This is a genomic window from [Flexibacter] sp. ATCC 35208, assembly GCF_001975825.1.
Classification (GTDB): Bacteria; Bacteroidota; Bacteroidia; order Chitinophagales; family Chitinophagaceae; genus Chitinophaga.
In genome coordinates, this window is record NZ_MTKN01000058.1 from 1 (window position 1) to 13843 (window position 13843).

Below are 13843 nucleotides of genomic sequence, written 5' to 3' on the forward strand. Positions count from 1 at the left end.
AAAGTGTAAACAACTTCAATTTGTTAAAACGATTATCTGTGGGGAGTTTGGGAAGGTACTTACGAATGCGGAAAAAGTAAAAGGGCTGTCTTTATTCAAAAACAGCCCTTTTATGAGTTAGTTGACTTTGAGTGATTTCACTTTGCGTGATCTCCTTTTGAATGATTTCCCTTTCGGGCTATTTCATTTCCACTCCTACACTTACTCTTGTTTCATCGAGGAAGAGATTCAGCGTCTTTGGCTTAGTGCCGGCAGGCAGTCTGAATTTATTCTCTTCAGATGATTTTGTAGATTCCGCATCAGCAGATACAGAATTGTAGTTATCGTGCGTGATGTTGGTACCATTGTCCAGTGTAAGACGGAAGTCGTTTGGATTAATGAATACACTGCTTTCTCCAACTTTATTCTTGTTGGTGAGTTCAATTTCATAAGTGAGTTCTGTACCGGTCACTTTACCTTCATTGTCGTACAGCTCTACAGCTTTGCCGTTTTTCAGTCTTATGAATGCTTCTTTCTTTTTGCCCAGGAAAGCGGTATCCGGACTGAAAGTGACAGTATAAGATTTAGGCTCGTTAGCTGGCGTAGCTTTTTCTTCTGAAGGGGTGGTGGTAGTAGTGGTCGCACTGCTGTCCGCGTTTTCAGATGTAGTTTTGCTTTTGCAGGCTGCGAAAAAGATTGCAATCGAGAATACAGATGCCAGAATGGTTTTGTTCATTTTTATATTTATTGGTTTAACAATGCAGACTTTCGGGTAACGCAAATGTATGAATAATTGAGTAATTAGTGAGTAGTGGCTGTTTTAAGGGATGGAATTTTGAAGCGGATGGTGGTGAGTTATGCAAATGCGCATTTAGCAGATGCAACGGCGGCTTATAATCAGTGGATTAAAAAATACCTGTACGAAAGAAAAAGGCCTGCCTTCGGCAGACCTTTTTCTTTCGTTATTTTCTCTTGTGAAAATGAATATTATAAGTCGCACCTACCCCGGCATACTGCATACTACTTCCATTCTCCTCACTCCTGAATATCCCATTATAAAATGCAAACAAGTTCCAGCTATAATTATGATACCCTAACTGAGGCCTCACATACACGCCACCAGTAGCACCATCCACACCTGTCACAAAGCTATACCCAACATCTGTACCCGCAAAGAATCCATGACTCTTTGGATAGTACCTAACGAATAAGCCTAATGGAACTGTCCCGAAATTATTAAACCCATCTTTCGGGAAGAAATGATTATACCCTGTCGTCAAACCTAAACCAACATGATTTGTAGACATTACCTGTCCTTTCAATTCAGCGCCCAATGTAAAATTGCTCGTCTTCGACAGATTACCAAAAGGCACGCCTGCATTGACACCTACCTTCAGCCATGAATTCTTACTGGTTACCTCTTCTGATTGCGTTTGCGCAAATGTAACAACTGAAAATGCTGTTAAGGCCATTAATAAAACTACCTTTTTCATGTGTCCCTCCTTGTTTTAAAACTGTTTTAACGTTCTAATAACAAACAGGATGCCATTTCCAAACCGGATTAGCTGACTGATGTATGAAAAGGTAGTCTGGGTTAAGCTTTCAGGTACTTGTTCGGATGCTTGTTCACGATGTCAATATAAGCCGGATCAGAGGCCCCCATCTGTTTAAAATTATCTCTTCCCTGTTGCAGGGTTAAGTGATTAACGGAACTATATTTAGTTGGATCATCATTGCCATCATCTTCCCAATAACAATTAGGACATACATCATAACCAGCAGATTCTTCTACAGTACGATATCCACAACAAGGGCAGGGTTCATATATCAGTGGCTCACCCTCAATCCCTATATCATGATGATATAACTCTTTGAGATCTTCTTCTATAAATTCATTGGTAACATTGAGTAATCCAGACCTGAGATAATCAACGATATCATGATTATATTCAGCACCATCTACATGTGCATCTTCGATTTCTTCATCTGCTTTATCTGATTCAATTAATATTTCTGCGACGATGTCCTTTCTTTTTTCAGGATGCATAGTGAGGAGCTTTTGCCAGGCTAGTAAAGTCATGGCATCTTCGCGGCTGATTATAATTTGATCGGGCATAACAACTATTTTTTTTAAAACGTGGGAACAGAACGAATGTAATGGATAATTATGTCCATGAGTATTGCAGCGTTACATAAATTATTATTGTATATACATGTTATTACACTTCAATCCATTTTTCTAATTCCTTATAAATATTATTGATAGCCAGGAGTAAACGGGGTCCCCTGATGGCCAGCATTTCCTTATCACCGTCTTTCCAGAGAAAATAGTCCGCAGCGGCATCGAAGAATTCACGAACGGTGGAGCTTCCCAGGGTCAGGGCATACATAGTTTCATCATCGATCTGTTCCGCAAAATCTTCAACAAAGGTGATAGTATTATACAATTCATAGTAATCATCAATATCGTCCTTCGCTGTCAGCATAAAATCCAGGTCGATCTCTGCGTTCACTTTTGAAAGCTCATCCAGCCCTTTGGCCCATTCCTTCATATTGTCCGCATCCCACAGATGATCCGCCTGCGCTATATAGGCAGCCAGTTCCGTTTTGGTACGGAAAAAACACCATTTATCCTGCCCGGTGAGTAATACCTTACTACTATTAATATTCACATCTGTAACGGTGAAATCCATGCCATGAACCGTAAAATAAGCCTGACCCTTGTAGTTGATAGCAATCAAAAATTTACGCAGATGCTGTGAATGTTCGTCAAACATTGGTATGTGCTGATTAAAGCAATGCAAAGGAAGGGAATTTCCCTCATAAACTGTCTATATATCTCATGAAAATATAGCATTCATTATCAGCAGATTACATTCATTTCGGGAACTTTATTTCTATACTACCTGGCACTATTAGGTATCCGAATAAAAAGCAGGATGTATCAAAAACAAATGAACCTCCTTAGAACTGCATAAATGGAAACCTGGCTCCATCAGGTATCCGAATGAATAGAGCGCGTATCTTACTTTTGATACACGCTCCTTTTTCTGAAAATGGTTTTCATTCCCTGTTGGTGAATTACCTCTTTCATGAAGGTTTATTCGGGTTCCTGATGGAGATCGTTCATCCTTGAAGTAATTCCGGGAAGGCGTATTTATTTTGAAACAACTACTTTTTATCTAACCTGATTATTAAACCTTCATCTCCATCCAAACTAATCGTATCACTCAATTGAATTCCTTCAGATTCCGGTATTGTAGATATTTCCACCTTACCAGAAAAACTAAAATCAGGGGGTCTGAAATAACAAGGCAAATGTGTCAGATTTAATACCATTAAAAACGTATCTGCATCTGCTGCTTCTCTTATATATGCCAGCATCTGGTTATCAGCAAACACTGGTACATATCTCCCTGCTGCCAATGCCGGTTCATTGGCTCTTAATGTGATCAATTCCCTGTGCAATGTCAGCATAGAATAAACATCATGCTGCTGCATCTCTACATTATCCCTGTGAAAGATCTTCGACAATCTTAGCCAGGGCTTGCCAGCTGTAAATCCTGCATGAACTGAATTATCCCACTGCATCGGCGTTCGCGATGGATCCCTGCTTAGGTTCTTATCAGGCATATTCAATCCCTGCGGATCTACCACTTCATTAATTGGTATCGCTACGTTGCGCATTGCTATTTCATCACCATAATAGATCGTAGGCGTACCACGCAATGTCAGTAATAGCATCGCTGCTACCCGTGCCTGTTGTGTCCCTACCCTACTCGCTATCCTGTGTTGATCATGGTTGCTCAATACCCAGTTCGGCCAACCATTTTCAGGCAAAGCCCCTTCGTACTGATCAATGGCCGAAGCGATCTGCAACGCCTGCCAGGGAAGTGTGAGCAACTGAAAATTAAATGGCAGATGCGCCCCCTTATTATCACTGCCATAATAAGTGACTAACTGATGTATGGGCAAATAAATTTCGCCGATCATCACCCGCTCATCATCGATCTCTTCCATCACCGACCGCATTTGGTGCACCAGTTCGTGTACTTCCTGCTGATCTGTTGAATACACGGGTAGCAACTGCGAGTAAGTGCTCATATGCGGTTCATAATTTGGATCAATCGGATTGTTACGAAACTGTGCATCTTTGATCATATGCCACATCACATCTACCCTGAATCCATCTACCCCCTTCTTCAGCCAAAACCGCATCACATCAAACATCGCCTGTTGCACTTGGGGATTGCGCCAGTTCAGATCGGGCTGTTCTTTTAAGAATGCATGATAATAATACTGCTGGGTAGTGTGGTCCCACTCCCACGCAATGCCACCAAACATACTCAGCCAGTTGTTCGGTGCTCCGCCATCTGGCTGTGGGTCATGCCATATGTACCAGTCACGTTTCGGATTATCTCTGCTGGAGCGGGATTCCTGGAACCAGGGATGCTGGTCTGATGTATGATTCGGTACCAGGTCCAGCAGTAACTTCATACCCCGCTTGTGTACTTCGGCCAGTAAGTGATCGAAGTCTGCCATATTGCCAAACAATGGATGGATACCTGTGTAATCGGAAATATCATATCCAAAATCCGCCATCGGAGAAGGATAAATAGGTGAAAGCCACACTGCGTTTATACCCAGCCACTGCAGGTAATCCAGTCTTTGCAGAATGCCTTTCAGATCTCCGACGCCATCGCCATTGCTATCCTGATAACTACGGGGATATACCTGGTAGATAATACCTGTCTGCCACCATTTTTTGTCCATAAGATCCGATTTAGGTTCTCATCATCGGAACAACATTTCTGCCAAACTATAACACGGCATAATCTTTTCTTATAGTCCTGCATAAGTTTGCCGCGATATGAAAAACACAGGGGCTTTTTACAAGCCGGATAATACATGTACTTTTTGCGTATGGGCACCGGAAAAAGAGCAGGTCACACTTCATCTTATCACCCCGGATGACAGGTCCATGGCAATGACTAAGGACGCGGAAGGATATTTTACTATTACGGTAGAAAATGTTCCTCCCGGCGCTACCTATTTTTATAATATCGATGAAAAAGATCTCCCCGACCCCGCTTCCGGCTGGCAACCACAGGATATCTTTGGACCTTCTGCTGTGGTGGATCACGATGCGTATCAGTGGCAGGATCTGCAATGGCATGGCTTGCCTTTTAAGGACCTGATTTTATATGAATTGCATGTAGGCACCTTTTCTCCGGAAGGCACCTTTGAAGGGATCATTCCTTACCTGGACGACCTGAAAGAGACCGGCATCAATGCACTGGAACTAATGCCCGTGTGTCAGTTTCCCGGTGAGCGGAACTGGGGGTATGATGGGGTGTATCAGTATGCCGTGCATCATTCTTATGGCGGACCGGAAGGATTGAAAAAATTAGTGGATGCCTGTCATCAACGGGGTATCGCCGTGTTGTTGGATGTGGTGTACAATCACCTTGGGGGGGGAAGGCAACTATTTTGACCATTTTGGGCCTTATTTTTCGGAGATCTATGCTATTCCCTGGGGTAGTGCTATAAATTTCGATGGGGCTTATTCTGACGGTCCTAAGGGATATTTTGCGAATAATGTAATCCATTGGTTTCAGCAGTATCATATTGATGGTTTAAGACTGGATGCGGTGCATTGTATTTTTGACAATAGTGCGGTGACGTTGTGGGAGGTGATCCATGATAAGGTGAAAGAATTAGAAGCTACTACCGGGCGGAAATACTACCTCATTGGCGAGAGCGATCTGAATTCACCGAATATAATGAAAAGCCCCTGCGATGGGGGTATGGGATTAGATGCCCAGTGGCTGGATGACTTTCATCATATACTGTACGTACTATTGGACAAAGCAGGGCAATCCCGGTATGCGGATTTTAATAAATTAGAACAATTAGCGAAGGCATATAAAGATGGATTCGTGCATACAGGAGAATATGTGCAGTTCAGGAAACGGCGGTATGGGCGTAGCTCTGCGGGTATTACAGGAGAACATTTTGTAGTGTTTAACCAGAATCATGACCAGGTTGGGAATAGAGTGAAAGGAGAAAGATTATCAGTACTCATTGATCAGGCAAGATTGAAAATAGCGGCGGCAGCGATCTTTTTATCACCGTATGTACCCATGTTGTTTATGGGGGAGGAATATGGAGAGGATAATCCATTTTTCTTTTTTGTAAGTTATAAGGAAGAGGAACATATTAAAGGAATTCAGGAAGGTCGGAAAAAAGAATTTGAGTCATTTTTGAAAGAAGGCGAGATGTTTCCTGATCCACAATCTGAGGAAACGTTTATTCAGTCAAAGCTGGATTGGGGAAAAAGGAAGCAGGGTAAATATAAAGAGCTATTAGAATGGCATAAGAAATTGATACAATTAAGACGGGATAATGAGATTTTGCAGAATACCAGTAAGGATGATTTGTTTGTGCAGCTGATAGGAGAAAAAGGGTATGTATTGCATCGGCAGAGTAGAAATGGCTTGGAGCATTTGTTATGCTTATTCAATCTTTCCGATGAGACCTTAGAATATGAGTTGCCTACCTTCAAAGAAGAATGGAATAAAATATTAGACTCGGGGAATCATGAAAATTCCCTGAAGGCAAATGAAAAAAGCGCCTTACAACCCACGAGTATTGTGATTTATGGATAGCCCCCAAATGGCGAATAACCAAACTAAAAANNTTTTTAGTTTGGTTATTCGCTGAATTTTGTAAGCTGGCCTGCGGCCAGCTTACAAAATTCAGTTCACGAAATTCAGCTTACTAAAGCTTATTCAATTTCCTTAAAATAACTCTCCCTGTGGATTCCCATTCCCCTCATCCGGCTCCTCTTCTTCACTCGCCAATTCAGCACTGATCAAATCATCTCCCGCAATCCTCGTACCTACGGTCTTCCACCCGGTCACCTCTACAAATTCCGCCAGATCTATCTCCTCTTCCTCCGGACTCCGCTTCTTACCAGTTTTAAGTAATATCACCGGCTCTGAATGCGTAGTGATCATCTCCAGATAATTCCCCTGACCTTCTTTTATAAACAGGAACTTATTATTCAGCGTCTGCGTTTCAATCTTAAAGCGCTTTGCATTAAACTGCTTCTTATCTGCATCAAAGTAAATCGCTGACACTATCTTCTCAGGATTGAACTTCTCTATATACACCAGTTCATTCGGATCATACCTGTTCGTCAACTCAAAATTCGTCAACTCATATGTACCATTCTTAAACGCCACAAACACCTTATCTTCCCCTTCAAATGAACCAATATACACCCCTCTCTCCTCTGTATTCAATCTGCCTACCTGGTCATCATACCAGAGCTTCAGCCCTGCTAATGTAGACACACCGGCTTCCTTGAACTTCACTGTACGGATCGGGTACTTCGTCACCTGGTTACCCATTGAGTTACGCCCCTTTATCGCAATCGTCTCAAAGAACAGGTCAAACTCTTTGTTCCTCGCCGCACAGTTCGGGCTTAGACGGATGCTCACCACTTCCGCTTCTCCATTTGGATTCGCAGTAAAGTAATGCACCTTGGAATTCTTCTCTCCCTTCGTAGTCAGGTCATATTCTTTATTCAGTGTAATACCTGTCACATTAAAGCGCTTCGCGTAACTGATACCAGACTTACCATCCACATAGATCATGTTGTAAGTAGTACGCTCGTCGCCCTTACGGAAGATATCGATATGAATAATATCCTTCCCTACAAAGGTCTTATCTGCTACCTTGGTCACCAGCATCTTACCATCCTTACGGAAAATAATGAGGTTGTCAAGGTCAGAACAATCTGCTATAAATTCGTCCTTTTTAAGCGAAGTACCCACGAAACCTTCTGCACGATTCACATAGATCTTGGTATTCGCCATCGCCACCTGCTGTACCTGGATGGTATCGAAGGTTTTGATTTCGGTGATACGCTCACGGCCTTTACCATACTTCTTCAGCAGACCTTCGTAGTAAGATACAGTGAAGTCTGTCAGGTTCGCCAGGTCATGTTTTACCTGTTTGATATCGGCATCGATCGCTTTGATTTGTTCATTCAGTTCATTGATATCGAGACGGTAAATACGGCGTACCGGCTTCTCAGTCAGTTTCACGATATCTTCGCGCGTGATATCCCTTTTCAGGTTCTTTTTATAAGGAACAAAGCGCTTGTCGATCGCTGCGATCACGGCATCCCAGTCCTTATGCTTCTCTTCCAGCTCCTTGTAGATCTGCTTTTCGAAGAAGATCTTTTCCAGGGAGGTGTAGTGCCATTTCTCCTGCAACTCCGACAGCCTGATTTCCAGCTCTCGTTTCAGCAGATCTTTGGTAAACTCCGCAGAGTATCTTAAAAGATCCGATACGGTGATAAAGCGGGGTTTATCTTCTACGATCACGCAGGCATTGGGAGAAACAGAGATCTCACAATCCGTGAACGCATACAGCGCATCGATGGTGATATCAGGAGAAATACCCGGTGCCAGTTGTACCTCAATTTCAACATCCTTCGCGGTATTATCTACCACTTTCTTGATCTTGATCTTGCCGGTATCGTTCGCCTTTACGATGGATTCCATCAGGGCCGTTGTGGTCACCCCATAAGGGACGTCCTTGATGAGGAGGGTCTTTTTATCTTTCTCTTCTATGTGAGCACGTACGCGTACCTTACCACCACGTTTACCGTCGTTGTAGTTCGCCACGTCGATCATACCGCCGGTAATGAAGTCGGGATACAGATCGAACTTTCTGCCACGCAGGTATTTTATAGAAGCATCAATCAGTTCGTTGAAGTTGTGCGGCAGGATCTTGGTAGACAAGCCCACAGCGATACCTTCTGCTCCCTGTGCCAGCAGCATCGGGAACTTCATAGGCAGTGCCAGCGGCTCGTTCTTACGGCCGTCATAACTTACCTGCCATGAGGTTGTTTTGGGATTGAAGGCTACATCCAGTGCAAATTTGGATAAACGCGCCTCGATGTAACGGGGTGCCGCTGCATCGTCGCCGGTGCGTACATCGCCCCAGTTACCCTGTGTTTCGATCAACAGGTCTTTCTGCCCCATGTTCACAATGGCATCTCCAATAGAAGCATCCCCATGTGGGTGAAACTGCATGGTAGTACCGATGATGTTCGCCACTTTGTTGAAGCGTCCGTCATCCAGTTCCTTCATAGCATGAAGGATACGACGTTGTACTGGCTTTAATCCATCTTCCACGCTGGGTACAGCACGCTCCAATATTACATACGAAGCGTAATCCAGGAACCAGCTTTCATACATTCCCCCGATGTGGGTAATGTTATGTAAGGATTCGTCCGTTGGTTGTGTATTATCGATGTCGCTCATAATCTATTTGTTGATCATCTTTTCAAATTCGTCTCTCCATATCCGCACGGAATCTTTGCGCACATCATCCATAGAGTTCATTTCGATAAAGCAGCAGTCGGTATCGGCTACCAACTGATGCCATACCAGGATAGGTACTTCTATTCTGGCGGGTGCAATGGCCCTGATAGTCTGAATGCTGTCGCCGCCTAATGGACACCAGTGAATGCTGGCTTCTCCGGTCAGGAGGTACAATATTTCAGGATTCTTGTGGGCGCTTTTGCCTTCATGATAATGCTGTCCGCTGCTGCTGCCAGCCTTGCGATAGCAAAGTATCATTTCGCCTGTACGGTCACTGGACCATACGTGGTTACTCCCTCTCTCATCGGCACCGACCAGTTCTACCGGCGTTACTTTGATCATGATTATACCAGTTTAACTTCGAAGTCTTTGCTTGCTTTCAGTTCGCCTTTGCTTTCCAGTTTTCCCTGTTTCACCAGTTCTTTCATACGCCAGCCCAGGTATTGGTCCATGATAGGATATTTCATTTTACCAGTTACCTGGTTGATGACTTTATTCGCTTTCTGGAACTCTGCATTACTTGCCGCCAGCAAGTCTTTATCATAAAAAGATGCTGGTTCCCCTCTCAGTTTCTTGCCTCCTTCCAGCAGCCGGATGCCCGCGTTCTCGTTCATCAGGCGGCTCCATTCATCGCCATCCAGTTCGAACTCTGCCAGGGATATAGCCCTCGCCAGTTTCTTTGCTTTCAGGAATTCCTTAGGGAGGATCTGATGCAGGTGGGTGGGATAGAATACGCCTCCTTTTTCATTCAGGAAAGGCAGGTTATTGAGATAGATGATGAAGATACGGCCAGCAAAATCGTACAACTGGCTCACCAGCCAGAAATAGCCGCTTACGTCGCGGGCATTCTGTCCGGCCCAGATCCATACCTGTAGTTCAGCATCAGCTTTAAGACGGGCTTTCAGTTCTTTGAACTTTTCCGGGTCAGGACTTACTTCTTCCACCGGCGGTGTTGCTGGATCTGCTTCCAGTAAAACCGGCGTTGCAGGTGCCTCTACCCCGGCCAGCTGGTTCCACCATTGACGGCGACCAGCCTGTCCATCTTTTGTATCAAGTATGAACAGGGGGCCGATGGACAGATCATCCTCAAAATACAGGATGTCTCCCTTCAGTTGCTCATCCAGTTCAAACGCACCTTGTATCGGAGCTACGGATGGTTCACCAAATACGATATGCACAGTTTCCATTCAGTCTTTTATTCTGCTTCTTCAATCAGGTCCTTTTCGTACCTGAGGTTACCAATAATAAATTCCTGTCTTGTCTGGGTGTTTTTGCCCATATAGTATTCCAGCAGTTTCTGGATATGTGTGTCCTTGGACAGGATCACCGGTTCCACCTTCATATCATCACTGATGAAAGTACCGAATTCCTCAGGAGAGATCTCTCCCAGACCTTTGAATCGGGTAATTTCCGGCTTGTTGCCCAGCTTTTTGATTGCTTTTTGTTTCTCTTCTTCTGTGTAGCAATAAATAGTGGTCTGCTTGTTACGTACACGGAACAAGGGTGTGTCCAGAATGTACAGGTGACCGTTCTTTACCAGATCAGGGAAGAACTGCAGGAAGAAGGTGAGCAGCAACAAACGGATGTGCATACCATCCACATCGGCATCGGTAGCCACCACGATCCTGTTGTAACGCAGGCCTTCCAGTCCTTCTTCGATGTTCAGCGCGTGCTGAAGCAGGTTGAACTCTTCATTTTCGTACACGATCTTCTTGGTCAGACCAAAACTGTTCAGTGGCTTACCACGAAGACTGAATACGGCTTGTGTTTCCACATTGCGGGACTTGGTAATGGAACCGCTGGCACTATCACCCTCTGTAATGAAGATGGTAGTGTTCAGTCGTTTACTTTCCAGGTCGCCTTTATCTCTTGTTGGAACTTCGTCATTGAAGTGCAGGCGGCAGTCACGCAGCTTGCGGTTATGCAGGTTTGCTTTCTTGGCTCTTTCGTTTGCCAGTTTCTTAATACCTGCCAATTCTTTACGTTCACGTTCACTCTGCTCGATACGACGCTTCAGAGCGTCGGCAGTAGCAGGGTTCTTGTGCAGGAAGTCGTCCAGGTGTTTGGAGAAGAAGTCAAGCACGAAAGCCTTCATAGAAGGACCGTTCTCGTATACGGTGAGGGAACCCAGTTTTGTCTTGGTCTGTGATTCGAACACCGGCTCCTGTACCCTTAGGGAAATCGCCGCACAGATTGAGGTACGAATGTCCGTCGCTTCGTAGTCTTTCTTATAAAAGTCCCTTACGGTCTTTACAAAAGCCTCACGGAAAGCCGCCAGGTGCGTACCACCCTGCGTCGTGTGCTGCCCGTTTACGAAGGAGTAATATTCCTCTCCGTACTGGCTGGCGTGGGTGATGGCTACTTCTATATCCTCACCTCTTAAATGAATGATTGGGTACCGCAGCTCATCCTCATTGGTTTTGCGCTGCAGCAGGTCCAGTAATCCATTTTTGGAGACGTATTTTTTATCATTGAAGTTGATGGTAAGACCCGCATTCAGGAAACAATAGTTCCACATCTGGTTTTCCAGGAACTCAGGGATATAACGGTAGTTGCGGAATACGGAATCATCGGGGATGAAGGTTACCAGTGTACCATTGGGTTCTTTGGTAGGGGCTTCCTTGTATTCTTTGGTGAGTATGCCCCGCTCGAATTCCGCTACTTTGGAGCGGCCATCGCGGATGGATTCTACGCGGAAGTAATTGGAAAGAGCGTTCACCGCTTTGGTACCCACCCCGTTCAGACCTACAGATTTCTGGAAGGCCTTGCTATCGTACTTGGCGCCGGTGTTGATCTTACTCACCACATCCACCACCTTCCCGAGCGGAATACCACGTCCGAAATCGCGGATCGTCACATTATGTTCTGTCACTTTAATATCCACCTGCTTGCCGAAGCCCATTGTGTGCTCGTCAATACAGTTATCCACCACCTCTTTCAGCAAAATATAGATGCCATCGTCCATACTGGAACCATCTCCCAGCTTACCGATATACATACCCGGACGAAGTCGGATGTGTTCACGCCAGTCGAGCGAACGAATGGAGTCTTCGGTATAGGCTGATGCTGCTAGATCTTTCTTATCCGTGTTAGCCATAATATATAGAAATTCCAATTTACAGTTCAAAATGGGGTAATTCCCTGACCGGGAGCAATATTACTAAAACTTTTAGCAAAATCCGGTTGCGGGCAAAAATAAAGGTTTCGTCGTATGATCCCAAGTGGAAATTATACAATATGATGAATTAAGTGGTAAACCGGCATCTCACATTACGATTTTCCTCCCTGCTTTCCGGTATTTTTCACAAAAACCCACGCAAAATTACACTTAAATGTTACTCAGCGCATTATCTTTACATGAGTAAATTTTCTATATTTACGAAGTAACGTATTTTGTCTTAACACCTATGTCCTAATCTATGAAAACACTCTTTTTTATCCTTGTGATAACTATTTTTGCCGCAGCACTCGTGGTAACTTACCTGGTAAATAAGGAGCAGCGCTCCATGAACCGTTTAAGCGATACTTTCATCAAGCTGATTCAGAAGTTCGACTCCTGGCAGATGATGAGATAGTTTTGTTTTATCTCCTAATCTTTATTCCAATTTTCCTATGAAAACCAATCTTTTATTTAGACTGGCATGTATAGCAATTGCAGCAGTAGTGCTGTCTGTGCACCTTATGCGCAAGAATTTACGTACGTAACAATTTAATCATCTCATTAAAAAAAGCCGGACCGCTTCGCGATCCGGCTTTTTTTTAAAGCCCACCCCTGGGGGGCCGGAATTTTATCTGTTGTAATACTTATTCACGGCATCCGTTCTACTTCTCACATGCAACTTTTCGTAAATATTATGCACGTGCCTTCTCACCGTTTCAATGCTAATGAATAAATTACTCGCAATTTCCTTATACAGGAATCCTTTGCTCAACTGATCCAGGATCTCCTTTTCTCTGGAAGTCAATGCCTCTAAAGCCGGATTTGGCTTCGCCTGCTTCTGGAAGTAAGCGACCACCCTTCTGGCAATCTGGGAACTCATTGGAGAACCACCTTCATGCAGGTCCCTGATTGCTTCCAGTAATTCACCCGGAGGTGTTTTTTTCAAAATATACCCGCTTGCACCTGCTTCCAATGCCTGGAAGATCTTGTCATCATCCTCGTATACCGTCAGCATCATAAAGTGCATATCGGGGTATTCATTCTTCAGCCGCGCAATGCACTCAATACCATTCATCCCGCCAGGCAGGTTAAAATCCATCAGTACTACATTGGGTAACAAATTGGGGATCTGTTCAACGGCCGTCTCCGCATTATTGAAGGCACCAATACACGCATAACCATCAGAGCCATTGATTAATAGTTCCATGGCTGTACGAATATCATGGTTATCTTCAACAATCGCCACAGAAATAATATCCATATTATCCTGCGATTTCTTCTTAGAGTATACAGTCATTTATAT

13 protein-coding genes are annotated in these 13843 nt (G+C 44.1%); 3 read left to right on the top strand and 10 right to left on the bottom strand.

From position 1 onward, the window contains the following. Positions 1–178: 178 nt before the first annotated feature. The 5 genes from BW716_RS27225 to BW716_RS27245 form a co-directional block, all read right to left on the bottom strand. The gene (locus tag BW716_RS27225; RefSeq protein ID WP_083728949.1) at positions 179–715 is read right to left on the bottom strand and encodes a hypothetical protein; all 537 of its coding nucleotides are present in this window, start codon (positions 713–715) and stop codon (positions 179–181) included. Between the two features lie 226 nt (positions 716–941). Beyond that, positions 942–1472, bottom strand: coding sequence for a hypothetical protein (locus BW716_RS27230; protein WP_083728951.1), 531 nt, complete (start codon positions 1470–1472; stop codon positions 942–944). Positions 1473–1573: 101 nt separating this feature from the next. Continuing rightward, complete coding sequence (locus tag BW716_RS27235; RefSeq protein WP_220388844.1) at positions 1574–2095, bottom strand: CPCC family cysteine-rich protein; 522 nt, start codon at positions 2093–2095, stop codon at positions 1574–1576. Between the two features lie 103 nt (positions 2096–2198). Continuing rightward, positions 2199–2756, bottom strand: a complete 558-nt coding sequence (locus BW716_RS27240) for a hypothetical protein (RefSeq protein ID WP_083728953.1) — start codon at positions 2754–2756, stop codon at positions 2199–2201. Between the two features lie 394 nt (positions 2757–3150). Then, entirely contained in the window at positions 3151–4752 is a 1602-nt protein-coding gene (locus BW716_RS27245; protein WP_083728955.1) for an alpha-amylase family glycosyl hydrolase, read from the bottom strand. Positions 4753–4849: 97 nt separating this feature from the next. On the opposite strand from BW716_RS27245, the gene BW716_RS37750 reads away from it, so the two are divergent. Next, positions 4850–5473 (top strand): alpha-amylase family glycosyl hydrolase, encoded by a 624-nt coding sequence (locus tag BW716_RS37750; protein ID WP_220388845.1) that lies wholly within the window; start codon positions 4850–4852, stop codon positions 5471–5473. After that, positions 5394–6647, top strand: coding sequence for an alpha-amylase family glycosyl hydrolase (locus BW716_RS27250; protein WP_220388846.1), 1254 nt, complete (start codon positions 5394–5396; stop codon positions 6645–6647). The genes BW716_RS37750 and BW716_RS27250 overlap by 80 nt, the downstream gene beginning before the upstream one ends. Before the next feature lie 132 nt (positions 6648–6779). On the opposite strand, the gene BW716_RS27255 is transcribed toward BW716_RS27250, so the two are convergent. Genes BW716_RS27255 through BW716_RS27270 form a run of 4 tightly spaced genes read right to left on the bottom strand, consistent with a single transcriptional unit; the run spans position 6780 to position 12477 of the window. Beyond that, on the bottom strand, positions 6780–9320 hold the full coding sequence (locus BW716_RS27255) for a DNA gyrase/topoisomerase IV subunit A (RefSeq protein WP_083728957.1): 2541 nt from the start codon (positions 9318–9320) through the stop codon (positions 6780–6782). Between the two features lie 3 nt (positions 9321–9323). Next, positions 9324–9722, bottom strand: coding sequence for a hypothetical protein (locus tag BW716_RS27260; RefSeq protein ID WP_083728959.1), 399 nt, complete (start codon positions 9720–9722; stop codon positions 9324–9326). Between the two features lie 2 nt (positions 9723–9724). Further along, positions 9725–10567, bottom strand: coding sequence for a DUF1835 domain-containing protein (locus BW716_RS27265; protein ID WP_083728961.1), 843 nt, complete (start codon positions 10565–10567; stop codon positions 9725–9727). Between the two features lie 8 nt (positions 10568–10575). Further along, positions 10576–12477: a DNA topoisomerase IV subunit B gene (locus BW716_RS27270; protein ID WP_083728963.1), complete on the bottom strand. Its 1902-nt coding sequence runs from the start codon at positions 12475–12477 to the stop codon at positions 10576–10578. A 322-nt stretch (positions 12478–12799) separates the two neighbouring features. Between BW716_RS27270 and BW716_RS36965 the strand changes: the two genes are divergently transcribed. Further along, positions 12800–12955, top strand: a complete 156-nt coding sequence (locus BW716_RS36965; RefSeq protein ID WP_179091291.1) for a hypothetical protein — start codon at positions 12800–12802, stop codon at positions 12953–12955. Positions 12956–13168: 213 nt separating this feature from the next. Here the strand turns inward: BW716_RS36965 and BW716_RS27275 are convergent, their stop codons facing one another. After that, positions 13169–13837, bottom strand: coding sequence for a response regulator transcription factor (locus BW716_RS27275; RefSeq protein ID WP_083571340.1), 669 nt, complete (start codon positions 13835–13837; stop codon positions 13169–13171). Positions 13838–13843: the final 6 nt, after the last annotated feature.